Annotated in this window: 29 protein-coding genes, 1 pseudogene and 1 riboswitch; of the genes and pseudogenes, 25 read left to right on the top strand and 5 right to left on the bottom strand. The window is 35.3% G+C overall.

Annotated elements, in window-relative coordinates:
* The first annotated feature begins 4 nt into the window (after positions 1–4).
* Complete coding sequence (holA, locus tag H964_RS09175) at positions 5–1009, top strand: DNA polymerase III subunit delta (protein WP_039766928.1); 1005 nt, start codon at positions 5–7, stop codon at positions 1007–1009.
* Positions 1010–1070: 61 nt separating this feature from the next.
* On the opposite strand, the gene rpsT is transcribed toward holA, so the two are convergent.
* Positions 1071–1370: a 30S ribosomal protein S20 gene (gene rpsT / locus H964_RS09170; RefSeq protein WP_039766926.1), complete on the bottom strand. Its 300-nt coding sequence runs from the start codon at positions 1368–1370 to the stop codon at positions 1071–1073.
* A 149-nt stretch (positions 1371–1519) separates the two neighbouring features.
* Positions 1520–2464, bottom strand: a complete 945-nt coding sequence (locus H964_RS09165; RefSeq protein ID WP_039766924.1) for an L-lactate dehydrogenase — start codon at positions 2462–2464, stop codon at positions 1520–1522.
* A gap of 412 nt (positions 2465–2876) precedes the next feature.
* Here H964_RS09165 and H964_RS09160 point away from each other — a divergent pair, with 412 nt between their 5' ends.
* From H964_RS09160 to H964_RS09135, 6 genes are all read left to right on the top strand, one after another.
* Complete coding sequence (locus H964_RS09160) at positions 2877–3797, top strand: ABC transporter permease (protein WP_039766921.1); 921 nt, start codon at positions 2877–2879, stop codon at positions 3795–3797.
* Between the two features lie 22 nt (positions 3798–3819).
* A complete protein-coding gene (locus tag H964_RS09155) occupies positions 3820–4785 on the top strand; it encodes an ABC transporter permease (RefSeq protein WP_039766919.1) in 966 nt (321 codons plus the stop codon).
* Between the two features lie 49 nt (positions 4786–4834).
* Entirely contained in the window at positions 4835–5851 is a 1017-nt protein-coding gene (locus H964_RS09150) for an ABC transporter ATP-binding protein (RefSeq protein WP_039766917.1), read from the top strand.
* A 56-nt stretch (positions 5852–5907) separates the two neighbouring features.
* On the top strand, positions 5908–6873 hold the full coding sequence (locus H964_RS09145) for an ABC transporter ATP-binding protein (protein WP_039766915.1): 966 nt from the start codon (positions 5908–5910) through the stop codon (positions 6871–6873).
* A gap of 56 nt (positions 6874–6929) precedes the next feature.
* Complete coding sequence (locus H964_RS09140; protein WP_039766913.1) at positions 6930–8534, top strand: peptide ABC transporter substrate-binding protein; 1605 nt, start codon at positions 6930–6932, stop codon at positions 8532–8534.
* A 143-nt stretch (positions 8535–8677) separates the two neighbouring features.
* Positions 8678–9241, top strand: a complete 564-nt coding sequence (locus H964_RS09135) for a hypothetical protein (protein ID WP_039766980.1) — start codon at positions 8678–8680, stop codon at positions 9239–9241.
* On the opposite strand, the gene H964_RS09130 is transcribed toward H964_RS09135, so the two are convergent.
* Both H964_RS09130 and H964_RS09125 read right to left on the bottom strand, forming a co-directional pair.
* Entirely contained in the window at positions 9227–10354 is a 1128-nt protein-coding gene (locus H964_RS09130) for a M20 family metallopeptidase (RefSeq protein ID WP_039766911.1), read from the bottom strand. The genes H964_RS09135 and H964_RS09130 overlap by 15 nt on opposite strands.
* A gap of 3 nt (positions 10355–10357) precedes the next feature.
* Positions 10358–11749 carry an aminotransferase-like domain-containing protein gene (locus tag H964_RS09125; RefSeq protein ID WP_039766909.1) on the bottom strand — a complete coding sequence of 464 codons (1392 nt, stop codon included), beginning with the start codon at positions 11747–11749 and terminating at the stop codon, positions 10358–10360.
* A gap of 91 nt (positions 11750–11840) precedes the next feature.
* Between H964_RS09125 and pdxS the strand changes: the two genes are divergently transcribed.
* From pdxS to H964_RS09040, 18 genes are all read left to right on the top strand, one after another.
* Positions 11841–12731, top strand: a complete 891-nt coding sequence (gene pdxS, locus H964_RS09120; RefSeq protein WP_039766907.1) for a pyridoxal 5'-phosphate synthase lyase subunit PdxS — start codon at positions 11841–11843, stop codon at positions 12729–12731.
* Positions 12732–12734: 3 nt separating this feature from the next.
* Positions 12735–13301 carry a pyridoxal 5'-phosphate synthase glutaminase subunit PdxT gene (gene pdxT / locus H964_RS09115; RefSeq protein WP_039766905.1) on the top strand — a complete coding sequence of 189 codons (567 nt, stop codon included), beginning with the start codon at positions 12735–12737 and terminating at the stop codon, positions 13299–13301.
* Between the two features lie 253 nt (positions 13302–13554).
* Entirely contained in the window at positions 13555–13926 is a 372-nt protein-coding gene (acpS, locus tag H964_RS09110; RefSeq protein ID WP_039766903.1) for a holo-ACP synthase, read from the top strand.
* Positions 13927–13933: 7 nt separating this feature from the next.
* On the top strand, positions 13934–15469 hold the full coding sequence (locus tag H964_RS09105; protein ID WP_039766900.1) for a bifunctional ADP-dependent NAD(P)H-hydrate dehydratase/NAD(P)H-hydrate epimerase: 1536 nt from the start codon (positions 13934–13936) through the stop codon (positions 15467–15469).
* A 12-nt stretch (positions 15470–15481) separates the two neighbouring features.
* Positions 15482–15997 (top strand): hypothetical protein, encoded by a 516-nt coding sequence (locus tag H964_RS09100; RefSeq protein ID WP_039766897.1) that lies wholly within the window; start codon positions 15482–15484, stop codon positions 15995–15997.
* A 7-nt stretch (positions 15998–16004) separates the two neighbouring features.
* Positions 16005–17168: an alanine racemase gene (alr, locus tag H964_RS09095; RefSeq protein ID WP_039766895.1), complete on the top strand. Its 1164-nt coding sequence runs from the start codon at positions 16005–16007 to the stop codon at positions 17166–17168.
* Between the two features lie 108 nt (positions 17169–17276).
* Entirely contained in the window at positions 17277–17597 is a 321-nt protein-coding gene (locus H964_RS09090; RefSeq protein WP_039766893.1) for a hypothetical protein, read from the top strand.
* Between the two features lies 1 nt (position 17598).
* On the top strand, positions 17599–17997 hold the full coding sequence (locus H964_RS09085) for a type II toxin-antitoxin system PemK/MazF family toxin (RefSeq protein WP_237738262.1): 399 nt from the start codon (positions 17599–17601) through the stop codon (positions 17995–17997).
* Positions 17958–18605: a hypothetical protein gene (locus H964_RS09080; RefSeq protein ID WP_039766890.1), complete on the top strand. Its 648-nt coding sequence runs from the start codon at positions 17958–17960 to the stop codon at positions 18603–18605. The genes H964_RS09085 and H964_RS09080 overlap by 40 nt, the downstream gene beginning before the upstream one ends.
* 17 nt (positions 18606–18622) lie before the next feature.
* Positions 18623–19270 carry a cytochrome c biogenesis CcdA family protein gene (locus tag H964_RS09075; protein WP_039766888.1) on the top strand — a complete coding sequence of 216 codons (648 nt, stop codon included), beginning with the start codon at positions 18623–18625 and terminating at the stop codon, positions 19268–19270.
* 30 nt (positions 19271–19300) lie between these two features.
* Positions 19301–19606 (top strand): TlpA family protein disulfide reductase, encoded by a 306-nt coding sequence (locus H964_RS13260; RefSeq protein ID WP_272943689.1) that lies wholly within the window; start codon positions 19301–19303, stop codon positions 19604–19606.
* 28 nt (positions 19607–19634) lie between these two features.
* A complete protein-coding gene (locus H964_RS13255) occupies positions 19635–19814 on the top strand; it encodes a TlpA family protein disulfide reductase (RefSeq protein WP_272943688.1) in 180 nt (59 codons plus the stop codon).
* A 6-nt stretch (positions 19815–19820) separates the two neighbouring features.
* Positions 19821–20141: a glycine cleavage system protein H gene (locus H964_RS09065; RefSeq protein WP_039766886.1), complete on the top strand. Its 321-nt coding sequence runs from the start codon at positions 19821–19823 to the stop codon at positions 20139–20141.
* A 48-nt stretch (positions 20142–20189) separates the two neighbouring features.
* A complete protein-coding gene (locus tag H964_RS09060; RefSeq protein WP_039766884.1) occupies positions 20190–21134 on the top strand; it encodes an ABC transporter substrate-binding protein in 945 nt (314 codons plus the stop codon).
* Positions 21135–21163: 29 nt separating this feature from the next.
* Positions 21164–22174, top strand: coding sequence for a FecCD family ABC transporter permease (locus tag H964_RS09055; protein WP_039766881.1), 1011 nt, complete (start codon positions 21164–21166; stop codon positions 22172–22174).
* A 4-nt stretch (positions 22175–22178) separates the two neighbouring features.
* Positions 22179–23405 (top strand): ABC transporter ATP-binding protein, encoded by a 1227-nt coding sequence (locus H964_RS09050; RefSeq protein WP_039766878.1) that lies wholly within the window; start codon positions 22179–22181, stop codon positions 23403–23405.
* Positions 23405–24046: a lactate utilization protein gene (locus H964_RS09045; RefSeq protein WP_039766875.1), complete on the top strand. Its 642-nt coding sequence runs from the start codon at positions 23405–23407 to the stop codon at positions 24044–24046. The genes H964_RS09050 and H964_RS09045 overlap by 1 nt, the downstream gene beginning before the upstream one ends.
* 93 nt (positions 24047–24139) lie before the next feature.
* Positions 24140–24302, top strand: a riboswitch (cyclic di-AMP (ydaO/yuaA leader).
* 7 nt (positions 24303–24309) lie between these two features.
* On the top strand, positions 24310–25266 hold the full coding sequence (locus tag H964_RS09040; RefSeq protein ID WP_039766873.1) for a C40 family peptidase: 957 nt from the start codon (positions 24310–24312) through the stop codon (positions 25264–25266).
* A gap of 93 nt (positions 25267–25359) precedes the next feature.
* Here the strand turns inward: H964_RS09040 and H964_RS09035 are convergent.
* Positions 25360–25798 (bottom strand): annotated as a pseudogene (locus H964_RS09035) (hypothetical protein); the annotation flags it as partial.

Below are 25798 nucleotides of genomic sequence, written 5' to 3'. Positions count from 1 at the left end.
GAAAATGGACAGGTCAAAAGAGATAATAAAAGAGTTAAACTCTCAGCTTTTAAAAAAGGAGTTTAAAAAGATTTATCTTTTTTATGGTCAAGAAATCTTCCTCATTGATGAGTATACAAAGAGAATAAGTAGGGCAATTGTGAATGGCAATACAAACAACATTATAAGGTTTGATGGTGAGGATGCAAACTACAACGATATTGTAAACGAGATGATTTCAATATCGTTTGATTTGCAGCCACGAGTTTTGATATTCAAAAACTTTTTCAAATACAGCACAACAAACTCAAACTTGAATCTCTCTGGTATAGTTGAAAGACTAAAAGACTTTAACAGCGATAAAGTTTATATAATTTTTAAAGAGTATGAAGCAAAAGAAAATAAATTGTTCAACAGTTTAAAGTCAATAGCATTTTCTGCTGAATTTACAACCCCTTCTATGCCTGACTTGATAAAATGGGTTCAAAACATTATGGCAAAGGAAGGCAAAGTTATTTCAGAGAACATGGCACAAGAGATTATTATGCACTACAACAAAGACATGATGCTCATATACAATTACTTGCAGGTGCTTATTTCATACCTTGGCAAAAAGAGCAGACCTGCACATGAGGATATTCTAAAAACTTTAACAGACAATCCTCAAGACCACATTTTCCAGATGCTTGACGCTTTTGCAACAAAGGATGTTGAAAGTGGTTTTAGGTATTTAAAAGAGCTTTATCAACTTAAAACAAGTGTGAGCAAGATTCTTGCTCTTATTCTTCGTCACTTTAAAATACTTGGAATGATGAAAGAGCTGCAGGAGACAAACAAAAAACAGATTGCAAAACAGCTTGGTATACTTGAATTTTTTGTTGACAAGTACAAAAAACAATCTGAGGCGTTTACCTTAGACAAGATTAAAAATATTATTCAAAGAACAATCGAATATGAATACATGATCAAAAGAGGACAAATTGATGATGAGACAGCACTTGAGATGCTTTTGTACCAGATTGTCAAATAAAAAGGTAATATAAAATATAAAAAGGCTATCCAATAGAGAATAGCTGGACAGCCCTTTTTCTTTATTGAGCTTTCTTTTCTGGTTGTGGTGTAGACAAAGCAGCATACTTGTTGATTAGCTTCATTAATCTTGACTTTTTCCTTGAGGCATTGTTCTTATGGATAACACCCTTTGCAGCTGTTTGGTCAATTAGTTTTGCAGCTTTTGAATAAAGCTGCCTTGCCTTTTCAATGTCACCTGCTAATAGTGCTTTCTTTACTTCTTTGATAGCCTTTTTCATCTTAAACTTTTGAATTTTATTCTCAATAGTTCTGCGTCTTATAACTTTTATCTTCTTTTTTGCAGATTTTGTATTTGCCAACCCTTTTCACCTCCACTCAAAATTTAAGACTAATTGCTATTTTACCACGAGCAAAATAAAATTGCAACAGATGTCTTACCAGAAGTTAAAACAAAAAGGGTAAGGCTTTTAACCTTACCACCCATTACAAATTTATAACCGAACTTAATCTAAATATCAAGAGAATTTATTACGTTTTTGATAATTTGTGCAGAATTTTTTAGTTTTTCTTTTTCTTCATCTGTCAGAGGTATATCAAAAACTTTTGCAACTCCACTTTTATTTACAATTGCAGGGAGTGACAAAGCAACATCCTTTATTCCATATACATCATCAACTACTGAAGACACAGGCAAAATTGAGTTTTCATCTCTTATAATTGCTTCAACAATTCTTCTTACTGCTAAAGCAATTGCATAGTAAGTTGCTCCTTTTCTTTCAATTATTTCATAGGCAGCATTTCTGACCTTGTTGAATATTTCCTCTTTGACCTCAGGTGAGCAGTTCTTACCGCACAACAGACACTCTTGCATAAAATTCACACCACCGATGTTTGTGAGACTCCATGCTGCAATCTCGCTATCTCCATGTTCACCTAATATATATGCATGAACATTTCTCACATCAACTTGGCAATGCTGTGCCAAAAGATATCTAAACCTTGAGCTGTCTAAAACGGTCCCAGAGCCCAAAACCTGATTTTTTGGAAACCCTGATACTTTATACACAACGTATGTCAAGACATCAACTGGGTTCGTCACCATCAGCAATATGGCATCCTTTGTATATTTAATAATATTCTCAACAATCGATTTTGTAACCTGTGCATTTTTCTTTGTCAAATCAAGCCTTGTCTCACCCGGCTTTTGATTTGCACCAGCTGTTATAATCACTATATCTGCATCTTTGCAATCTTCATAATCGCCCGCCCAGATTTTAACTGGCTTAACAAAAGATATTCCATGATTTAAATCCATTGCCTCTCCTTCAGCTTTTGCGCGGTTCACATCGATCAAAACAAGCTCTGTTGCAAGTCCCGCATCCATAATTGCAAAAGCTGTTGATGAGCCCACAAAACCAGTACCAACAATAACAATTTTACCAGGTTTTCTCACAAAGTATTCCTCCTATTTTATTGAACTTTTCTAGCTTAATTTTACCCTCAAAATAGGATATTTAAACTGACAAAAAAATTTTTTAAAACATAAAACAGTATAAATATAAAACGATTTTTTCTTTCCAATTGAATACCAATAATTTTAAGCCTTCATTTTTACGGGATAGAATAATTGAAAAATGAGAAGATAACTTAATAAGTATGAACAAATACATGCATACAATTCAAACGATTGAAAATTTTTTGATATATTCAGACAATTGAATGTGTTCACATGTATTGATTATGCAAAAACTTAGTGCTATAATAATCAACAGTAAATTCTGAATTAAATACTTTATAAATATTCAAACAATTGCATGAATATACACATTTTATCTATAAAATTAATTCTGAAGGAGAGAGAAGAAGTGGCAAGATACATATTAAAGAGGTTATTATGGTCAGCTGTATCTCTGTTTGTAATTATAACTGTAACCTTTTTCCTTATGAGAATGATACCCGGTGGGCCTTTTACAGGTGAAAAAACACTACCTGAACAGATTTTGAAAAATTTAAACGAAAAATATGGCTTAAATCAGCCAATTGGTGTTCAATATGTAAAATATCTAAAAAGCCTTCTTCATGGTGATTTAGGAATTTCAATGAGAAACCAGGGAAGAACAGTAAATGAGATTATTGCTGAAACATTTCCGGTTTCCGCGAAGATTGGTATTATAGCGATAATTGTGAGTCTATTGGTTGGGATTCCTTTGGGAATTTGGTCGGCTGTGAACCAAGGAAAGTGGCAAGACCATCTTTCAATGGTGTTAGCTACAATATTTATAACAATACCTGGCTTTGTTCTTGCAATAATTTTAATGTACATCTTTGGTGTGAAGCTTCAACTTGTGCCTATAATGGGTTTAGATGAACCAAGAAGTTATATTCTGCCGGTGATAACCTTGGCAGCATATCCAATATCTTTTATTGCAAGGCTCATTCGAAGCAGTATGCTTGAAAGTTTGTCCCAAGACTATATAAGAACTGCAAGGGCTAAGGGACTTTCTAATTTTAAAGTTGTGTACAAGCACGCATTGAAAAACTCTTTAATTCCTGTTGTAACATATTTGGGACCGCTTATTGCAGGTGTTTTGACAGGTAGTTTCGTGGTTGAAAAGATTTTCTCAATACCGGGAATGGGAAGATTTTATGTTGATAGTATCTCAAATAGAGACTATTCGCTTGTAATGGGAACTACAATATTCTATGCTGCATTTTTAATATTTATGAATCTTATTGTTGATATCATCTATGTATTTATAGACCCACGTATTAAACTTGAGGACTAATTTTAAGGGGGCAAAGAAAATAATGGAGAATATATCAAGAGAACTTTTTGTGCCAATTTCAAAAGAAGAAAAACAGCTTGATACAATAGTTCGTCCAAGCATGAGTTATTGGCAAGATGCTTGGAGAAGACTCAAAGCCAACAAGGTTGCAATGGCTTCTATGTGGGCAATAGTGTTTTTTATAGTCCTTGCAATAGTTGGGCCAATGGTTATGCCATACAGGTATGATGAGCAGCTTCGTGGGCAGGAGGCGTTAGGACCATCACTGAAACACTTATTTGGAACTGACGAGTTGGGAAGAGACCTTTTCGTAAGATGTTTGTATGGCATGAGAATTTCCTTGTCCATCGGTATAGTTGCGACAATTATAAATATTGTGATTGGTGTATTGTATGGCGGGATTTCAGGGTACATAGGTGGAAAAGTTGACAATATAATGATGAGAATAGTTGATATTTTATATAGCGTGCCCTTGATGATTTATGTAATTCTTCTTTCAGTTTCATTAAAACCTGCATTGGAGAAATTGTTTGACAAATACTCTTTTTTAAGCGGTCTTCAAACAGTAGGAGCACCACTTGTTTGTATCTATATTGCCTTGGGATTAACATATTGGATATCAATGGCAAGAATTGTTCGTGGCGAAATTTTAAGCCTAAAACAGCAAGAGTATGTTACTGCTGCGAAGACAATTGGTGCAAGTGGATGGAGGATTTTACTAAGGCACCTTATTCCAAACAGCATGGGTTCAATCATTGTTACGGCTACGCTGCAGATTCCAAGTGCTATTTTTACTGAGTCTTTCTTGAGCTTTATAGGACTTGGCGTTGATGCACCTGTTCCATCGCTTGGCTCTCTTGCATCTGATGGTATAAATGGCTTTATATCATACCCTTACAGACTATTTTTCCCGTCGCTCTTGTTGTGTTTAATAATATTGGCATTTAACCTGTTTGGCGATGGACTTAGAGATGCACTTGACCCATGAATGAGAAAGTAATTATCTTCATAACTAATAGAATTTGAGGTGAAAGAAGTTGGCCAATAAACTGCTTGAAGTGAAAAACTTAAAAACCTCATTTTTTACACATGTTGGAGAAGTTAAGGCAGTAAACGATGTTTCGTTTGATGTATATGAAGGACAGACGGTAGGCATTGTAGGTGAATCTGGAAGTGGCAAGAGTGTAACATCAATGTCTATTATGAGACTTATTGCCCCGCCGGGCAAAATAATAGATGGTCAGATTATATTTGAAGGAAAGGACCTTTTAAAGCTATCCGAGAAAGAGATGAGAGATGTAAGAGGAAATAAAATCAGTATGATATTCCAAGACCCAATGACCTCTTTGAATCCTGTTTTCACAATAGGAAATCAGCTAATTGAAGCTATAAAGATTCACAATAAAGTTTCAACTGCCGAGGCTAAAAAAAGAGCAGTTGAGATGCTAAGATTAGTTGGAATTCCCAGTCCAGAAAGAAGACTTTCACAGTACCCGCATGAGTTTTCAGGTGGTATGCGTCAGAGGGTAATGATTGCAATGGCACTGTCTTGCAATCCAAAGCTTTTGATTGCAGATGAGCCAACAACTGCTCTTGATGTTACTATACAGGCACAGATATTAGACCTTCTAAAGAAGCTTCAGCAGCAACTAAAAATGTCTATAATACTTATCACACATGACCTTGGAGTTGTTGCTGATATATGCCAAAAGGTTATTGTTATGTATGGTGGGATAATTGTTGAAGAAGGAAGTGTTGATGATATCTTCTACAATCCAAAACATCCTTATACATGGGGACTTCTAAGATCTGTGCCAAAGATGCACTTGGGACTCAAGAAAAGGCTTGTTCCTATTGAAGGACAGCCGCCAGACCTTTTAAAACCACCAAAAGGATGTCCTTTTGCACCAAGGTGTGATTATGCAATGAAGGTGTGCTTAGAGGTACGGCCACCACTTTTTAATGTAGGGGATGGGCATCAGGCAAGGTGTTGGCTCAATCATGAATATGCTCCGCAAGAGTTACTAAGCAGTGCAAAGGTAGTAAATGAATAAAAACTGGGCCTAAGATTTTGTATTTGTCAATTTACCTAAAGAGGTAGGTGAAAAAATTGGATGAAATCCTTATTGAAGTAAAGAACCTTAAAAAATATTTTCCAGTAAGAAGTGGATTCGGCAAAAGGGCTTATATCAAGGCAGTAGACAATGTTAGCTTTTTTATAAAAAAAGGCGAAACGCTTGGGCTTGTGGGAGAAAGTGGATGTGGAAAGTCTACCACAGGAAGGACAATAATTAGACTTTATGAGCCAACAAGTGGTCAGATTATATTCAAAGGTGAAGATATAACAAAAAAAGACATGCTTCCTTACAGAAAATACATGCAGATGATCTTCCAAGACCCGTATGCATCACTAAATCCGAGAATGACTGTTGGAGATATAATAGGTGAGCCGCTTGAAATCCACAATATTGCAAAAGGCAATGAGAAAAAGGAAAGGGTCCAAGAACTGTTGAGGCTTGTTGGATTAAATAGCGAGCATGCAAATAGATACCCTCATGAATTTTCTGGTGGGCAGAGACAAAGAATAGGTATTGCAAGGGCATTGGCTGTTGAGCCTGAGTTTATAATCTGTGATGAGCCAATATCAGCACTTGACGTTTCAATTCAGGCTCAGATTGTAAATATGCTTGAAGACCTGCAGCAAGAGCTTGGGTTAACCTACCTATTTATTGCACATGACTTGTCAATGGTAAAGCATATAAGCAGTCGAGTAGGTGTTATGTACTTAGGAAAACTTGTTGAACTGGCAAGCAGCAATGAACTATATGAAAAGCCTCTTCATCCTTATACACAAGCGTTGCTTTCTGCAATACCTATTCCTGACCCAAAGATTTCAAGAGAACGAACAAGAATCATATTAGAGGGTGATGTTCCAAGCCCGCTAAATCCGCCAAGTGGTTGCAGGTTCAGAACAAGGTGCAAATATGCATTTGACAGGTGCAAGGAAGAAGAACCACAGCTAAAAGATGTTGGTTCTGGTCATTACGTAGCCTGCCATCTGATGGATAGAAAGTAAAGGTGGGCTACGTAAAGATAAATAAAAAAATTTCTTTTCAAGGAGGAGGATTTTTTATGAAAAAGCGTCTTATTGCCGCGTTTATACTTGTTATGTTTTTGGTGACAGGCCTATTTATTAACTCAAATTACAAATCAACAGAAGCTGCGGCAAAGCAGGTTTTGACTTACATCAATGGTGCTGAACCAAGGTATTTAGACCCAGCTTTAAATAATGCGGTTGATGGAGCAAACATCATCATTAATGTGTTTGAAGGTTTAACAAGAGTTAATGTAAAAGGCGAAACAGTGCCGGGCATGGCTTACAAGTGGACAGTATCAAAAGATGGTCTTACTTACACCTTCTACTTAAGAGATGCAAAGTGGTCAGATGGCAAACCTGTTACAGCATATGACTTTGAGTATGCATGGAAAAGAGCATTAGACCCAAAGACAGCATCAGAATATGCTTATCAGCTTTATTACATCAAGAATGGTCGCAAGTTTAATGAAGGTAAGGCAAAGGCATCTGATGTTGGTGTTAAGGCTTTAAATGCAAAGACTCTGCGAGTAACATTAGAAGCGCCAACACCGTACTTTATTGATTTGACAAACTTCCCAACATATTTCCCTGTGAGAAAAGATATAGTAGAAAAGTATGGTAACAAATGGGCAACAAATCCAAAGACATATATAGGCAATGGTCCATTTATAATGACAAAGTGGGTTCATAACTCATACATTGAGTTCAAGAAAAACCCAAAATATTGGGATGCAAAATCAATAACACTTGAAAAGATTGTATATAAACTTTCAGAAGATGATAAAGCAAACCTCTTAGCATATGAGGCAGGACAAGTTGACGGTGCAGAATCTGTTCCAACAGAAGAGATACCAAGATTACTCAAAGAGAAAAAGCTAAAAGTATGGCCTCTTCTTGGAACATACTACTATGATGTTAACTGCAAAGTAAAACCATTTAATGACAAAAGAGTAAGAGCAGCTCTTTCACTTGCTATTGACAGGACTTATATTGTAGAGAATATAGGAAAACTTGGTCAAAAACCAGCAACTGGATTTGTACCATATGGAATTAAAGGTATTTCAAAAGATTTTAGAATAGAGAGTGGTAATTATCTGCCAGTGAGAGCAGATTTAGCAAAAGCTAAGAAACTTTTGGCAGAAGCAGGTTATCCAAACGGTAAAGGTTTCCCAGAAATTGAAATTATCTACAACACAAACGAGGGACATAAGAAAATTGCAGAGGCTATTCAGAATATGTGGCAGCAGCTTGGTATCAAAGTCAAACTTTCCAATATGGAATGGAAAGTACTGCAAGACAGAAGACAGAAGAAAGACTACATGGTTGCAAGAGATGGTTGGATAGGCGACTATGTTGACCCAATGACCTTCTTAGATCTATTTACATCATACAGCGACAACAACAACACAAATTGGAGCAACAAGAAATATGATGAGCTTATCGACAAAGCAAAGAGAACAACAGACAGAAAACAAAGAATGAAATACATGATGGAAGCAGAAAAGATTTTAATGGAAGATTATGCTGTTATTCCAATTTACTTCTATGTAAAAGGACAGCTTCTTAGAGACTACGTAAAGAACTACTACATCTCACCACTTGGATTTAACTACTTCATGTATGCTAAGATTGTAAAGTAAGAGAAAATGGAGTAAAATATAAAGGGAAGAGCTATTCAACAGTTGTAAATAGCTCTTCCCTTTTTGCTTTAGATGGCATTGCCTTTTTAAAAATAAAAAAAGGCAGGTGATGTGATTTGATTCAAAGAAATTTAAAAAAGAGTATGAGTTTGATAGTTCTCATTGGTTTTTTAGCGTTTTTGCTTCAAGGCTGCTCAAGCAGTGCAGATGATATCAACAAAAAGGTAAGGATTGTCCTTGTTGGCAATTTTATAGGGGATGAAAATGCTCAAAAATTGATTTCTGAGCTTGAAAAAAAGTCAGGCGATAAAGTTTACATTGACCAGATTCTCTACACAGGAGATACTCCTAAATCTGAACAAGAATTTGCGTTTATGCAAAAACTCATGGTAATGCTTGCAGCAGGTGAAGGTGATATATATGTCCTTGATAAAAAACTCTTTACAAACTATGCTCAAAATGGAGCATTCTATTCACTAAAATCTTTTGTAAGCAAGAATAAGCTAAATAAATTTATTGATGATACATGTTATGTTAAAGAAAAAGACAAATCTGCAAAAGACTTGTATGGCATTAAGGCAGACAATGTTCAGATACTTAAAAAATATGGGTTTGATACAAAGAACAAGTACATTGCTATTTACGTAAGAAGCAATAAGTTTTCACGTGCACAAAAGGTACTGCTTGCTCTTCTAAATAGTAAGTAAGTAGTTCACAACAAGGTATATTCCATAAAAAATACACTTTTCTGATGCATCAAAAGATGGTGAGTGCAAGGGATTTTCCCCTTTGCCATTTTCTTTTATTCCAAGCCTAAAATAAAAAGAGGGTACTTGTTTACAATAGAATGCAAAGTCTTCGGCGGTAAAGCTCATTTCAGCCCTCTTTACATTTTCCTTACCCAATATATTTTCAGCAGATTTTGAGAATTCTGCTGCAATCTTAGAGTCATTTATCAAAGGTGGATATTGGAAATAATAGTTTATATCTACCTGTACATTGTATTTCTCAGCTGAGCACTTTGCTAATTTTTTTATGTTCTCGTAAATAAAATCTTGGACTTTAGTATCAAATGTTCTCACAGTACCTTTTATTTTACATGTATTTGCAATCACATTATAAGTTTCGCCACTGCTAATGGACGAAAAGGATATATGAAAAGGAGAAACTTTTTTGGAGAATGCTGAAAAAAAGTTATTTGCACTCTGTATAAAGTCTATTGCAGGATAAATAGGGTTTTTAGTAAGCTCTGGCATGGCTGCATGTCCACCTTTTCCAATAAATTCTATTTCAAAATCATCAACACTTGCCATAATAGCCCCACTTGATACTTCAATCATTCCAACATCAAGTTTTGGCCAAACATGAAAACCTATCATTTTTTTTACATTTGGATTCTTCAATCCACCTTCTTCAATTACTTTTTTAGCACCGCCAGGTCCTTCTTCGGCAGGTTGGAAAATAAATTTTACACACCCTGTATAGCCAATGTCAATTAAGGTCTTTGCAATGCCAAGTACAATTGCCATATGAAAGTCATGACCACAGCAGTGTCTTGGTTTTCCTTCAACTAATATTGCATCCATATCAGCCCTGACTGCTACACATTCATCCGAATTATTTATAATTCCAATTACACCTGTTTTTGCAACAGGAAAGTTTTCTATTCCCCATTCAGTCAATTTTTCTCTTATGTATTTTTGTGTTTTATATTCCTCAAACGATAGCTCAGCTATGTTGTGCAGTTCTTTTCGGATATTTTCAAAAAGGTTCATATTTTTCTCAATTACTTCTTTAATTTTATTAGTTTGCAAGCTCATGACCTATTCACCGTCCTTTTGTAAAATAAGTTTTAGAGCATCTCTTATCTTCTCAATTCCAATTTGAAGTTCCACGTCACTACAGTTTAAGAAGCTCACTCTAAAGAAATTTATAGAGTTTGGCTTGTGATAAAAACATGTATGGGGTTGTATAAACACTTTCTCAGCTTTCAGTTTATTGTAAATATACGCTGATGAGATTTTTGGTGGAAGCAAGAATGATACAAATATACCTTTTGGACTCTTAGTAAATAGTCTACTTGCCAGATCGTATTTTACTATTAAATCTAAAAACAATTTTTGCTTTTCTTGGATGTAAGATTTAAGTTTTTGAATGTACAAATCAAAATGATTTTTCAAAAAATCTGCAAAACACACCTGGATAAATAGAGACGTTGAGATATCTGCTGTAGATTTGTAATAAGCCACTTCATCTGCAAACTCTGCTGGTGATACCACAAATCCAATCCTCAGCGCTGGCATTGTAAGAGTTGAAAAACTTTTGATGTAAAATACCCTGTCATGTCTGTCATAAGCCTTTATAGGGAAATTTCCCTCTTCTACTACTACATCGCTAAGAAAGTCATCTTCAATAAGATAAAAGTTATATTTTTCGGCAATATCACACAAATATCTTTTGTATTCTTCAGTATAAGAAATACCAGTTGGGTTTTGGGAAAAAGGAATTATGTAAAAAGCTTTTGGAGAAAATTTTTTGACATAGTCTTCAATTTGCTCCATCTGGTCTATATCAATTCCTATAACATTCAAGTGCATGTTACTAAAAATATGGTATGCACCCAAGTATGAAGGATTTTCCATAAATATGGTATCACCTGGTTTTAAAAGGCTTTTTGTTGTGATTTCTATCCCTTGTTGAGCACCAGATACAATTATTACATTTGAAGGATCAGTATAAACTTTAAATTTTTTTAAGTAATTTTCAACAAGGTACTCTTTCAATGGATTTTTAAATGGTTCAATATAGTCAAAAATCTGTGGTCCAAAGCTTTCAATTGCACTATTTATAGACCATTTAAATTGTTCAATTGGATACAAGCTATATGGCAGTTTTGAAGAAGAAAAGTTTATAAACTCACTTGACGGCGTGCTTAAAATCTCCTCTTCAAATATTACCTTGTCCTGATATTCGTTATAAACAACGTAATGTCCACTTCCAGCAACTGCCTTAATATACCCCTCGAGTTGCAACTGATTCAAAGCCTTTGTGACAGTGGAAAGATTAACATTTAAAGTCTTGCAAAGTTGACGAACAGAAGGCAGTTTTTGCATGTAGCTGTACTCACCAGATAGAATCTTTTCTTTGAAAGCTTCATAGATCTGAATGTAAAGTGGCTTTTTTGAGTCTTTATCAAGCTGTATCGATACACACATGGTCATCCTGCCTTTACACAAAGTTTATTTTAATTATAATAAAATGGACAAAAGAGTTCAATAAATTATATCGATACGGAGGTGCAATTTCATGAGCGAGGTTGTAAATGAAAGATATGAGCTCAATAAGAACCTTGCCCAGATGTTAAAAGGCGGTGTTATTATGGATGTGACATCGCCAAGGGAGGCAGAGATTGCAGAAAAAGCAGGTGCTGTTGCTGTAATGGCACTTCAAAAGGTTCCAGCAGATCTGCGCAAAGAGGGCAAAGTTGCAAGAATGGCAGACCCAAAAATTATTTTAGAGATTAAGAAGGCTGTTTCAATTCCTGTTATGGCAAAGGTGCGAATTGGACATTTTGTTGAAGCCCAGATTTTAGAAGCTTTAGGTATTGACTATATTGATGAAAGTGAGGTCTTAACGCCTGCTGATGAGGAGCACCATATTGACAAGTGGAAGTTTAAAGCTGCTTTTGTATGTGGTGCAAGAGATTTAGGAGAGGCACTCAGAAGAATCCAAGAAGGTGCGTCCATGATACGAACAAAAGGTGAGGCTGGAACAGGAAATGTTGTTGAGGCGGTAAGACATTTAAGAAGAATTAACAAACAGATTGCATACGCAGCATCTTTAAATGAGGATGAGCTTTATGCATATGCAAAGGAATTAGGTGTATCATATGAGCTTTTGAAAAAAACTGCTGAGCTAAAAAGACTTCCTGTTGTAAACTTTGCAGCAGGTGGAATTGCAACACCGGCTGACGCAGCTTTAATGATGCAGCTTGGAGCAGATGGTGTATTTGTTGGCTCTGGAATATTTAAGTCAAAAAATCCCGAAAAAAGAGCAAGAGCAATTGTAATGGCAACAACCTACTACAATGACCCCAAAATCTTAGCAGAGATTTCTTATGACCTTGGTGAAGAGATGGAAGGAATTGATTTAAGAAATCTTTCCCAGAATGAACTTTTGCAGTTTAGGGGGAATTAAAAATTGAAAAAAATTGGAGTATTAGCATTTCAAGGTGGAGTCATTGAGCATGTAAAAAAGATTGAAGAAATAGGACACATACCAGTTTTGGTAAAGAAAAATGAAGATTTAGATGGAATAGATGGTTTGATTTTGCCAGGCGGTGAGAGCACAACCATAGGAAAATTTTTAATAGAAACTGGGGTAAAGGAGAAAATTTTGAGCTTGGCAGAACAAGGTATGCCAATGTGGGGAACATGTGCGGGTGCAATACTTCTGTCAAAGACCATAAAAAATCAGGGAAGTGGTGTTTTGCCACTACTTGACATAGTAATTGAAAGAAATGCTTACGGAAGCCAGCTTGACAGCTTCAAAAAAGAAGTTTTTGTGCTAAGGTTTAATAAGACAACTGAATGTGTATTTATAAGAGCACCCAAGATAGTTGATGTTGGCTCAAATGTAGAGGTTTTGGCACAGCTTGACACCCCTATTGCTGTGTTGCAAGGAACTATTTTGGCAACAACATTTCATCCTGAACTCACATCTCAAAATTATTGGCATTCTTTCTTTGTTGAGAATGTGATAAAATAAATTTAAAGTTCTTCTTTTTCTTTTTCCTTTTTTCTTTTAAAATTTTCTTCCGGTTCAAAAAATAAACAAAAGCCAGCGTTGTATTTTGACGGTGGGCAAATATGGGTTTTAATACAATATCCATCCTTTTGATATTTACATGGATATGAGCAGTTAATAAAACTCATGTTTTGTCCCCTCCCGTTTTTATTTTTTGTAGTTTTGCGAATAAAATTTAAGTAATTTTTAAGCAAAAAGGGGAATAATTTCAGGAATGATATTTAATATTGGGATTGACATTATTGAGGTTGAAAGATTTAAGAATATAAAAAGATTTGATGCTTTTTTGAAGAGGGTATTTACTCAAAAAGAACTTGAGTATATAAGCTCAAAAAATTTCAATCTGCTAACAATAGCAGGGTATTTTGCAGCAAAAGAGGCTGTGGCAAAAGCACTTTCCACAGGCATTGTATTTGGATTTAAAGATATTGAGATACAAAAGGATACAAATGGGTGTCCAAAGGTGAAGCTTTACAACAGAGCCAAAGAGATTTGTGAGAATTTAAAAATTACAAATATTGTCTTGAGCATCTCACATCAAAACTCGGTGGCAGTTGCCTGTGCAATTGCCGAAAAAGAGGAGTGAAATTTGCATGTATGTATTAACTTCTGAACAGATGAAGCAAATAGATAAAAAAGCAACAAGCGAGATTGGAATTCCTGAAGTAGTGTTGATGGAGAATGCAGGCTTTTGTGTATTTGAGGAAATTAAAAGAGATTTAGGTGATTTAAAGCAAAAAAGGATTGCTGTTTTTTGTGGCAAAGGGAATAATGGGGGAGATGGTTTTGTAGTTGCGCGGTATCTTTTAGAACAATCAGACAATGTTCAGATTTTTATATTTGATGAGAATGTAAGTGCATCTTCGAAGGTTTTTTTAAACATATTAAAAAACTTAAGTGCAAACATTCAAGTACTAAATGAAGAGCTTCTGGCGCGACTTTATCATGAGAGATTTGACATTATCGTTGATGGGATATTTGGAATAGGTCTTGTAAGAGATGTTGAGGGCTTGTACAGAAAGGTAATTGAGTATATAAATTCTTCGAAAGCCTATGTTTATTCTATCGACATTCCAAGTGGAGTTTGCTCTGACACAGGACAGATAAAAGGAGTTGCAGTGAAAGCAAACAAGACAATTACTTTCATGTATCCTAAAATTGGAAACATCCTTTATCCTGGGGCTTATTTGTGTGGTAAACTTATAGTAAAAGACATTGGTATCCCTGAAAAGGTTGTAGAGAAGATCAGTACAAAAATTTTGAGCAGAGAAGAACTAAATATTGAAAAGCTTTACCGCTACCCTGATACACACAAAGGAGACTACGGAAAAGTGGGAGTTGTAGCAGGTTCAAAATTCTTTCCTGGTGCCTCTGTGCTTTGTGCAAATGCTTGTGTAAAAAGTGGGTGTGGGCTATGCTTTTTATTCTCACCAATTGAGAGTCTGAGTCTGCACAATTTTAGAAATCCAGAAATAATCACAGTAGCGATTGAAAGCAAGGATGGAGTAGTAACTTTTGAGGGTTTTAAAGAGAAAGAGGAGTTTTTGAAAAGGTTAGATGTTATTGCGTTTGGATGTGGGCTTACCAGTTCTGTAGAAGTTGAAAAGATATTGATTCATATTTTAAAAAGCTTTCAAATACCTATTGTAATAGATGCAGATGGTTTGAATGTTTTGGCAAATAATAAAGAAGCTCAAACACTTTTGCACGAATACAAGGCACCCAAGATATTGACTCCACATTACAAAGAGGCCTCAAGGATACTTAGCTGTGATGTTTCTGAGGTTGCTAAAAACCCGCTTGACGTAGCCCTTCAACTTTCAAAAAAGTTTGACTGTGTATGCATTTTAAAAGGTGCAAGGACTATAATTACAGATGGCAACAATATATACATCAATATACTTGGAAATCCTGGTATGGCGAAGGGTGGAAGTGGTGATGTTCTAACTGGTATAGTTACTGCAATCCTTGCACAAGGATATAGTGGTTTAGATGCAGCAAAACTTGCTGTTTATCTGCATTCACTTTCTGCTGATATTTTGCTTGAAAGAAAGTCAATGCAGACCATCTTGCCTTCAGAAATAATTGAGAATCTTGATTTTGCATTTAAGCGAGTAATTGAAGGTTAATTATATAAGAGAATGTGGAAGAGGTTTTGTTATGTATTTTTTATACTCTTGATTTTCATGTTACTTACCTCTTGTAAGAGTAGAAATAGTCAAGGTACACTTAAGATCTATCCAGATTACATTGCAAAAGGATTTGTGGAAATAACTTCAAACAAAATGGTTTCAAAATACTTTTTTTTCGAACAAAGAATAAATGGAAAAGTTGAGGCAGAGTTTCAGAAAGATAAGAGAAAGATAAAAATAACTAAGGAAAATGGAAAGGTTATATTAGAAGGCAAAGATCTAAAAAACATTGCAGAGGATATTTTTTTGGAATACTATATTGATAAGCTTATAAATAGCGAAAAATATTCTATTGTAAAACAGGAAAAATCCACAATAATCACAATTGAATTAAAAGATGATATTAGGTATTTGCATTACTACTTTGAGGATGAGAGGTTAAAAAAAATAGTTGTAATTTATCAGGATGCAAGATTTATAAAGACAATCTACCTGACAGAGTATAAAAAATACAGAAAGGGATGAAAGGAAATTGTCTCTTTACAGCCGTGTATGGGCAGAGATAAATCTTGACAACCTCATATACAATGTTAATAACATCAAAGAAAAGATTTCGCCAAATACTCAGATTATGGCTGTTGTTAAAGCCGATGCATATGGCCACGGAGCAATTGAAGTGTCAAGGGTTTTAGTCAAAAACGGAATTAACATGCTTGCTGTTGCAATAATAGACGAGGCTTTGCAGCTTAGGCACTATAATTTTGACATTCCTATTTTGATATTAGGATTTACTCCTTTTGAATTATCTGAACAGGTTGTTGAAAATGACATTAGCCAAACAGTGTACACATTTGAGCAAGCATATTATCTAAATGAGGCTGCTAAGAAAATAGGGAAAAAGGCAAAGGTACATATCAAAGTTGATACTGGTATGGGAAGAATTGGATTCTTGTGCACCAAAGAAAGTATCGAAGCAATAATCAGAATTGCAAGCCTTTCACACATAGAACTTGAAGGTATATTTTCACACTTTTCATCAGCTGATGACCCACACTCTGATAATTTTACCTATGAACAGTTTTTAAAATTTGAAAACTTTGTGAAAGAACTAAATAAAAATGGGGTATACTTTAAATATAAGCATATTGCAAACAGTAGCGCGGCAATCCGTTTCCCCCAGTATCAACTTGATATAGTAAGGCTTGGTCTTGTACTTTATGGACTTTATCCAAGCGAAGCAGTAAAAACAGAGATTTCCTTAAAGCCTGTTATGTCTGTCAAGGCAAAAGTAATCAATGTAAAGGAGGTGCCAGAAGGGTATCCTATAAGCTACAACAGAAGGTACGTGACTCCTTGCAAGAGCAAGATTGCTACGATACCTATCGGATATGCTGATGGTTTTACAAGAGTTGGAAGTGAAAAAAGATGTGTTCTCATCAATGGAGAGTATGCAAAAGTTGTAGGGAATGTGTGCATGGACCAGTGCATGGTGGATGTCACTCATATTAAAGATGTCAAGATTGGCGATGAGGTTGTAATTATAGGGAAGCAAGGGAAAAATGAGATTACAGCAGATGATTTAGCATCGCAAATTGGCACTATAAACTATGAAGTGATATGCTCTGTCAGTAAGAGAATTCCACGTGTTTATATTAGGGATGGGCGAGTTGTCAAAATATTAAACTACATCTTATGAAAAATTTACATTGATTTAAAGCACCAAAAAAATTTATAATGAAGATAAGCTCATCCGCTATACCTTATAAATATGTTTTTATATTTTGTTTTGCAAGGGGGAAATTAGATGCCGCAAATACGTATTGTGAAATATCTTTTGCAATATCGCGGTGGAGATTTTTATGATGATGGATTTATAAAACCTTTTGCGATAAAAAGAAGGATGAGGAAAATTGAAAAGGAACTTGAGAGTTGTTATAAAAAGTATGCAGATTTAAACAGGACAATTGCAAATGAATGGTTAGCTCTTGACTTTGAGGGACTTGTAAAGTATGAAAATATAATATATGATGATTTATACCATGATTTTTATAAATTTGAAGAAGGTAGGGTAGCGGAGAGTGGAAAAAGTGCTGCAACAACATCAAAACCAAAATCAGACATTTGAAATTAAAAGAGGAGACATATTCTATGCCGACCTTGCTCCGCATGTTGGGTCTGAGCAAGGTGGCATACGGCCTGTACTGGTAATTCAAAATGACATAGGAAATAAATACAGTCCAACAGTAATTGTTGCTGCGATAACCTCGCAGATTGGCAAGGCAAAGTTTCCAACTCATGTTGAAATTCATGCAGGAGAGTTTGGCCTTACAAAAGACTCTGTTATTTTGCTTGAGCAGATAAGAACAATTGACAAGGTAAGGCTAAAGAACAAGGTTGGAAAGCTCTCTGATGAAGTTATGGAAAAGGTAAATCAAGCAATTTTAATTAGCCTTGGATTGATAGACTGGACAGCGGAGGGATACGATTGGAAAAAGAAAGAAGGCGCTGGTATAAAAAAGGCATAAACGTTATAGTTATTGCCATTGTGGTAATAGTATTGGGTGCAGGAGTAATTTTTGCAAGCAGTCAGTCAATTGACAATAATGCTCTTATAACATACGGATTTTTTAAAAAGCAACTCGACCAGCTAAAAACTTACATAGATTCAAAGATAAATGAATTAGATAGTAAAATCAGCAAAGCAAGTAATACTTCACAGAATAGTACAGATGTGATCCAGCTCCAAAAACAGCTTTCTAATTTGAATTTAGAAGTGGAAAAACTAAGAAAACAAGTGTCTGATTTAGAAGCCAAGTTAAAAGTTCAAGCACAAGGACAAGGTCAGGCGAAAAGTGAGTTTGCTTTGACAAAAGGATATGAAATAGTAAAAGTGCCAAAAGGAAAAGTTATTGTCTTTGATGCCTCAACTGAGTTTATTTTAAGGGTGGGAAAAGCAACTGCTACTGTTCCGAAAGGAGCATCTTTAATTGATCTAACAGCGGCAAAGGATATTGGAAATAATCAACAAATATCCAAAAATCATTTAGTCCTAATTGTCAAAAACGATGGCAGGGGATTTAAAGCAATTGATGATGTATGGGTAATAGTAAATGGCGGTTATAAAATAAAGTAGCAGGAGAGTAGAAGAGTATGGATGTAAGTATAATTTCAGCGGTTGTAGCTGGTTTTTTGTCTTTTTTCTCACCTTGTATTCTTCCCCTTGTCCCTGTTTACATTCTTTATATTTTTTCACAAAGAGGCAGTAAAACCAAAAATGCCTTTTTATTTGTCTTAGGATTTAGTATAGTATTTGTAGGGCTTGGGATCTTGGCATCGCTATTTGGAGTAGCGTTTTCGCAATATAAGTGGGTTATTGTAAAAATAGCGGCAATAGTTTTAATTTTGATGGGTCTAGTGATGCTTGATTTGTCACCAGATTTTTTAAAAAGGTTATTTATACCCATAGGTGGTAACGGTAATTATCAAAAAGAAAGAATTCCACTGATTTTGGGTATGCTTTTGAGTATTAGCTGGACACCTTGTGTAGGACCAATTTTAGCATCAATTTTGAGTTTAGCTGCTGTGCAGAAGACTTTTGTAAAAGGGGTGATGCTTTTAGTATTTTATTCAATTGGTTTTGCCATGCCATTTTTGTTAACTTCTCTTTTTATAGAGAGAATTAAAGTTTTTTTTGATTTTATAAATAGGCATGTCAAAGTAGTAGAGTATTTAACAGGTATTTTTATGATAATTTTTGGAATCCTTGTATTTTTTGATAAGATAAATCTTTTAAGATGATAAAAATTTAAAACAGGGGGTAACTATTACATGTTGAATCAAAGGGCAAAAAATGTTATCTTTATATTAGTTGTTGCAGTACTCATTGCTCTTTTAGTCTATCAATTTATTCCACGGACAAAGTCACAAGTAAGAGTAAATGGTGCTATTGAGTTTAAGCTTGAATCTGTCGATGGCAAGGAATATTCGATCTCAAGTTTTAGAGGCAAAAAGGTGATTTTGAACTTTTTTGCTACTTGGTGTCCACCATGTAGAGCTGAAATTCCTGACTTTGAAAAGTTCCATAAAAGTAACAAAGACATTGTTTTGATCGGGATAAAATATTCAAGAGGATAGAAATACAGTCAAAGAGTTTTTAAAATCAATGGGTGTAAGTTACCTTGTTTTGCTTGACAAAGATGGCAAAATTGCATCCAATTTTGGGATAGAGGGGATACCAACCACATTTCTATTAGATGAAAATGGCAGAGTAGTAGCAAAAAATGTTGGTATGATGACATATGACGAGTTAGATAAATTTGTAAAACAAAGTAAAAAGGACTGAAGAAAGATGCTTTACAATGAGAGACTTCTTTATGGCGATTTATGGGTTGAATTAAATGGTTCGCTGGCATCAGTTGGTATTACAAAAAATTTAGAAAGAGAACTTGGTGATATTGTTATATTCGAATTCTTGAAGACAAATGGGTATATTCAGCAGGGAGAAGAATTTGCGAGAATTGAGACAATTTACAAAACATATACGTTGAAATCTCCTATCAGCGGCTTTATAAGGCGTGCTAATTGTAAGCTGTGTTACGATCCTACTATATTGAATTTATTTCCGGAAGAGACAGAAATAATTAGTATAGACATAGAGCAACTTGTGTGATATAATGGTGCAAGTGAATATTACAAAATAAAGGGGTTGGAGACACTGATGAGAATGAGTAGAAGAATTGTTGCTATTGTTGTATTGATTGCACTTGCGATAAGTTTGATGCCACTTTATTCACGTGCTGCGGATTTTCCGGTTACAGTAAAAGATGGAAAAGGTAATAGCATTACAGTAAAACAAAAACCTCAAAGAATTCTTTCATTGGCACTTCAGACAGATGAAATTCTTTTGAACATGGTTTCACCAAGCAGAATTATAGGTCTTTCTATATTTGCAGATGATAAGAACAATTCAAACGTTGTGAACTTGGCTAAAAATGTGAAAGGTAGATATTCAAGCAATGACATTGAAAAGATAATTGCTGCAAATCCTGACCTTGTAATTGTTCCCTATTATATAGACAAGTCAAAATATGACCTTTTGAAAAAGGGGCTTAAGTGTCCAATATATGTAAGTTTAAATCCAAATTCGATTTCAAATATCAAAAAGGAGATTATAAATCTTTCAAAGCTAACAGGTGAAATTCAGAAAGGCCAGGCTCTTATAAAGTACATGGATGACAAAATTAACTTTGTCCAAAAAAAGGTAAAATACTTAAGAAAGAAAAAGTATGTGCTTTTCTACACATATTACTTTAACTCAACATATGGAAGAAACACAACACAGCATGAGATTGCAAAATTTGCGGGGGTTATAAACATAGCTGCTGTTGCAGGTTTGAAAGGTTGGCCAACAATTACAAAAGAACAGATTTTAGAGTGGGACCCAGACATTATTGTTATTCCTTCTGCTTCATATAATCCAAAAAAGACTTCTCAGCAATATGTAGAAGAGTTTAAAAAAGACCCTGCTTTTAAGAATCTAAAAGCTGTTAAAAACAACGCAGTGATTATACTTGACGATAGACACGTTCAAACTGTTTCGCATTACATTGTTGAAGGTATTTACGACTTAGCAAAGGCTGCTTATCCATATCTGTTTAAATAACACAAAAGATTTTGAAGTGGTGGTAAGTATTGAAAAAGGTTTTAGTAGTACTGTGCGTAATACTTTTAATAGTATTTGTGGTCTCAATAGGGGTGGGAAGTGTGTTTATCCCTCCCCTTCGTGTTTTAAAGGCACTTTTTTCACTCATTGGTTTTAAAGTAGCTGGGGTCAGCCAGATGGATTTGACAATTATAGGCCAGATTAGACTTCCCAGAATAATAATTGCTATGATTGTAGGCATGAGCTTGTCTGTTGCAGGAGCACTTGTGCAGGGACTTTATAGAAACCCTATGGCAGATCCGGGTATAATTGGAACATCAAGCGGTGCGAGCCTGGGTGCAATTTCTTGTATTGCTCTTTCGTTCAACACCATAAGCATTTTTTATTTACCTTTATTTTCATTTGTAGGTGCACTTGGTATTTCTTTTTTAGTGTACAAGCTTGCAACAAAAGATGGAAAAACTCCCATTTTGAACCTGATATTAATTGGCATTGCTGTATCCACTTTTATATCCTCAATAAATTCCCTTATCCTTTCAAACATCAATCAGTACCAGGTAAGCGAGTATATATTTTGGATGCTTGGCGGGCTTGATAGCCGTAGTTGGACACATGTGAAGATAAGTTTTGTGCCTCTTGTTATTTTGATACTGTGTTCACTTATTTTCGCAAAGAGGATAAACATTCTAATATTAGGAGAAGAAGAAAGCTATACAATTGGTGTCAATCCTGAGAGGCTCAAAAAACAGCTTTTAGTTTTAGTTTCTCTTTTAACAGGGATTGCAGTTTCAGTATCAGGTGCGATTTCATTTGTGGGGCTGATAACACCACATATTTTAAGACTAATTGTCGGAAGTGATTATAGAAAGCTCATTCCTGCTTCAATTCTTGGTGGTGGAATTTTTTTGATTGTGTGCGACACAATTGCAAGAGTGCTGTTTTCACCAATTGAAGTAAAGGTTGGGATTATAACCTCAATTGTGGGTGCACCGTACTTTTTGTACCTTTTAAAAAAGCGCGAGAATGAGGTGACAATTTGATATTATGTCTCTTTATATAGAAAGTCTAAAGTGTGGGTATACAAAACCCATAGTAGAAGTCGAAAATGGAATAGAATTTAAAGAAGGAAAAGTCTATGGGATAGTTGGTCCAAATGGAAGTGGGAAAAGTACATTCATTAAGGCCTTAGCAGGGATTGTTAAAATTTTTGAAGGAAAGGTTTTTTATAATCAAACCGATATATTTTCGCTTTCTGATATTGAACGAGCAAAGATTATATCCTATATGCCCCAAAGTGTATTCTCAAACTTTCCTTTTACGGTGATTGACATAGTAATGATGGGAAGATACCCACACGAAAAGAGTAGGTTTTCAAACGACAAAGAGAGCAAGAAAGTTGCCGAAGAGAAAATAGATATGGTTGAGTTAACAGCAAAAAAGTATTCAAGCATCTTGCAGATTTCAGGTGGTGAGAGGCAAAGAACTTCGTTTGCAAGGGTACTTGCCCAAGAGAGCAAAGTTTTACTTTTAGATGAGCCAAATTCAAACCTTGACATTACACATCAAGAAAAGATTTTAAATATTGTAAAGGATGAAGTGAGATTAGGCAAGATTGCAATAATGGCACTTCACAACATTAAACTCGCGGCGAAGTTTTGTGACATTGTCTTTTTGATGAAAGATGGCAAAATTGTAGACTTTGGAAGGCCACAGGATGTGATAAATGCAGAGAATATAAAAAAGGTGTACAATACCGAAGCAATTGTCTATAGAAATCCATTTGGAATATTTGACATTGAACTAATTCAAAAAGAATATGAAAAGGGTGTTCATGTGCACGTTGTAGCAGGCGGAGGTCAAGGACAAGCAGTTTTTAAACTTTTGGTTGAGATGGGATTTAAGGTTACAACAGGTGTTCTTGCAACAAATGACACAGACTATGAAACTGCTCAGGCACTTTCTATATACACAGTTTTCACAATGCCATTTATGCCAATTGGAGAAGTAGAGTACATTGAAAATGTTGAGCTAATAAAGAAAGCAGATTTTTGTATTTTGTGCGATATTCCGTTTGGAATTCAGAATGTAAAAAATCTTGAATCACTAAGGTTTGCAAAGAAACTATTTATTATAGAACAAGAAGATATTTCAAATCGTGACTTTACAAATGGAATAGCAACAAGTCTTTACAATAGCCTAAAAGAAAAAGCTGTTGTTTTAAATACCTTAGAGGAGCTAAAACACATACTTCAAAGGGAGGAGAAAAAATAATGAATCCAAACAAAAAATGGTGGATTGATATAAATCTTGAAACTTTGAAGAAAAACCTTGAGTTGAGAAATTTTGAATGTTTTATTGTAGACAAAAAAGAGGATATTGTACCTCTTTTAGAAAAAATAATTGAAAAAGGTTCAGTGGTTTCGTGTGGAGGTTCAATGACGCTTTTTGAGTGTGGGGTAATTGATTTTTTGAGAAATGGGAAGTTTAACTTCTTGGACAGGTACAAAGAGGGGTTAAGTGGCGACGAGCTTGGAGAGATTTACAGAAAATCGTTTTGGGCAGATTACTATATTATGTCTTCAAATGCCATAACCCTTGATGGCAAACTTATCAATATTGACGGCAATGGTAATAGACTTGCAGCTTTGATGTTTGGACCAAAAAACGTGATAGTAATTGTTGGGATAAACAAGCTTGTCTTGAATGAGCAGGAAGGAATAAACAGGGTAAGAAACATTGCATCACCTATGAATGCAAAAAGACTTTCAAAGAATACACCTTGTACTTCTTCTGGTAAATGTCATGATTGTTTGAGCCAGGACTGTATATGCAGCCATATTGTTGTCACAAGGAGGCACCCTGTAAAAGGGCGTATAAAGATAATAATAGTAAAAGAGGAGTTAGGATTTTGAGCAGTAATATTTTAGCAACATTCGTGTAACAATTTCGTAAAAAGAGGTTGACGTAATATCGAAATTATAATAAAATAATAACATCAAAATGATTAACAAAAGTGGCTGAATGCATGAGGCAGTTTGTTAAATTTGCCCCATGCAGCGGGAGAACCAGCTTTATTGTGGGGTGAATCGGCAAGCTTTGGCTGCCGTAGGGATGTCCTTCTTGTCCCGAACCCGTCAGCTAATCCCGTAAGCCCAAAAAAGAAGGGAGTTTTTAAATGAATACTAAAGCTTTAATTGGAATTTTGATGTTTTTGCTGCTTATAACATGGAGTAGCAAAGGTTTTGCAAAGACAGCGGAGGCAACAGTTACTGTCAACATCCGAAACAGTCCTTCAACATCATCAAAAGTATTAGGAGTTTTTCCAAAAGGCTTTAAAGCGCAGGTTTTATCATCCACAGGTGGATGGGTTAAGATTTCATTTGATGGTGTTGTTGGGTATGTTAAATCTGATTACATAAAGCTTACAAAAGACAGCAGTACTTCAAATGCAGTAAAAAGTTCTACAAATACAAGGCAAGTAGTTTCTCAGATGCCGATGGCAACCGTTCTAAAAGACAATGCAAGGGTCAGAAGTAATATGTCCACTTCCTCAAAAATACTAAAAACATTGAAGAAGGGTAGCAAGGTATACGTTTTGGCAAGAGAGCGAAACGGTTGGATAAAGGTAAAAACGCTCGATGGCACAGTTGGATATATGGCATATTACCTTTTAAAAATGTCAACAAACCTTACAACAAAGATATCATCACGTGGCAGATATGATAGGGAAGCTCAAGTTGCTTACAATGGCAGTTTAGCTGATAGAATACTTGGGTTTGCTAAAAACCTTTTAGGGATACGGTATCGATATGGTGGTTCATCTCCTTCGACAGGGTTTGACTGTTCAGGATTTGTTCAATATGTGTTTAGAAACTTTGGGATTAGCTTAGAAAGAACTGCAGCTGACATGGCAGCTACAGACGGTGTGAGAATATCATATAATGAGTTAAGACCTGGTGATTTGGTATTTTTTGATACAGACGGTGGTAGAAATTATATCAATCACGTTGGAATTTATCTGGGTGGTGGTAAATATATTCATGCATCGAGTGCAAGAGGCTGTGTTACAATTTCAGACCTTACTTCAAAGTATGGTACATCGTTCATGATGGCAAAAAGAGTGATAAGGTAAAAAGACAAGGGGGTTTTCCAGCTAAAAAGGAAAGCCCCCTTTTTGAGTGCAACCATAGATTATACAAGTATTTTTTTGATTCATTTCTTGCCTTTATTTTTCGTCCTTCTTTACAAGAGGCAGGATTAATCTTTTAACATCATCTTCGCACCTAATCTCCCCAGATACTTTATTGAGTTCCCACTCCTCGTGGTGTACAATCTCACTGCCAGGTAGCAAATTGTAAAGAGGACTTAATGTTTCCATCTCAAGCATGAAATCAGTTGTATATGTTTCATATGAGCACCCAAAATCTGGGTATTCAGCACCTTCTATATGTTTGTAGTATTTTACGAACAGATCTCCGTCATTTAAATAACAAGCCCAACCATCTAAATTTGGATACCCAATTTTAAACGGTGGTTTACAGTCTTTGTCCTGCTTGAGAATAATAAAATCTTCGCCCCAGATAGCTCTGTGGTCGTTAAGTTTTGTGTAAGGCCACATGACAAGCGGAAAACTGGGCAAAAGTCCTGTATCAATTTTTGGAATT

The organism is Caldicellulosiruptor sp. F32 (assembly GCF_000404025.1).
Taxonomy (GTDB): Bacteria; Bacillota; Thermoanaerobacteria; order Caldicellulosiruptorales; family Caldicellulosiruptoraceae; genus Caldicellulosiruptor; species Caldicellulosiruptor saccharolyticus.
Note: the sequence above shows the minus strand (reverse complement) of the source record. Positions and strands in the feature narration are given on the sequence as shown.

What these genes read in the sequence shown, in the direction of transcription:
- acpS (WP_039766903.1), top strand. Translation starts at nt 13,555, where the DNA reads ATGATATTTAATATTGGGATTGACATTATTGAGGTTGAAAGATTTAAG.
- H964_RS09155 (WP_039766919.1), top strand. Translation starts at nt 3,820, where the DNA reads ATGGAGAATATATCAAGAGAACTTTTTGTGCCAATTTCAAAAGAAGAA.
- H964_RS13260 (WP_272943689.1), top strand. Translation starts at nt 19,301, where the DNA reads ATGTTGAATCAAAGGGCAAAAAATGTTATCTTTATATTAGTTGTTGCA.
- H964_RS09100 (WP_039766897.1), top strand. Translation starts at nt 15,482, where the DNA reads ATGTGGAAGAGGTTTTGTTATGTATTTTTTATACTCTTGATTTTCATG.
- H964_RS09075 (WP_039766888.1), top strand. Translation starts at nt 18,623, where the DNA reads ATGGATGTAAGTATAATTTCAGCGGTTGTAGCTGGTTTTTTGTCTTTT.
- H964_RS09060 (WP_039766884.1), top strand. Translation starts at nt 20,190, where the DNA reads ATGAGAATGAGTAGAAGAATTGTTGCTATTGTTGTATTGATTGCACTT.
- H964_RS09090 (WP_039766893.1), top strand. Translation starts at nt 17,277, where the DNA reads ATGCCGCAAATACGTATTGTGAAATATCTTTTGCAATATCGCGGTGGA.
- H964_RS09065 (WP_039766886.1), top strand. Translation starts at nt 19,821, where the DNA reads ATGCTTTACAATGAGAGACTTCTTTATGGCGATTTATGGGTTGAATTA.
- H964_RS09040 (WP_039766873.1), top strand. Translation starts at nt 24,310, where the DNA reads ATGAATACTAAAGCTTTAATTGGAATTTTGATGTTTTTGCTGCTTATA.
- H964_RS09045 (WP_039766875.1), top strand. Translation starts at nt 23,405, where the DNA reads ATGAATCCAAACAAAAAATGGTGGATTGATATAAATCTTGAAACTTTG.
- holA (WP_039766928.1), top strand. Translation starts at nt 5, where the DNA reads ATGGACAGGTCAAAAGAGATAATAAAAGAGTTAAACTCTCAGCTTTTA.
- H964_RS09130 (WP_039766911.1), bottom strand. Translation starts at nt 10,354, where the DNA reads ATGAGCTTGCAAACTAATAAAATTAAAGAAGTAATTGAGAAAAATATG.
- H964_RS09050 (WP_039766878.1), top strand. Translation starts at nt 22,179, where the DNA reads ATGTCTCTTTATATAGAAAGTCTAAAGTGTGGGTATACAAAACCCATA.
- H964_RS13255 (WP_272943688.1), top strand. Translation starts at nt 19,635, where the DNA reads ATGGGTGTAAGTTACCTTGTTTTGCTTGACAAAGATGGCAAAATTGCA.
- H964_RS09140 (WP_039766913.1), top strand. Translation starts at nt 6,930, where the DNA reads ATGAAAAAGCGTCTTATTGCCGCGTTTATACTTGTTATGTTTTTGGTG.
- pdxS (WP_039766907.1), top strand. Translation starts at nt 11,841, where the DNA reads ATGAGCGAGGTTGTAAATGAAAGATATGAGCTCAATAAGAACCTTGCC.
- H964_RS09125 (WP_039766909.1), bottom strand. Translation starts at nt 11,749, where the DNA reads ATGTGTGTATCGATACAGCTTGATAAAGACTCAAAAAAGCCACTTTAC.
- H964_RS09105 (WP_039766900.1), top strand. Translation starts at nt 13,934, where the DNA reads ATGTATGTATTAACTTCTGAACAGATGAAGCAAATAGATAAAAAAGCA.
- H964_RS09135 (WP_039766980.1), top strand. Translation starts at nt 8,678, where the DNA reads ATGAGTTTGATAGTTCTCATTGGTTTTTTAGCGTTTTTGCTTCAAGGC.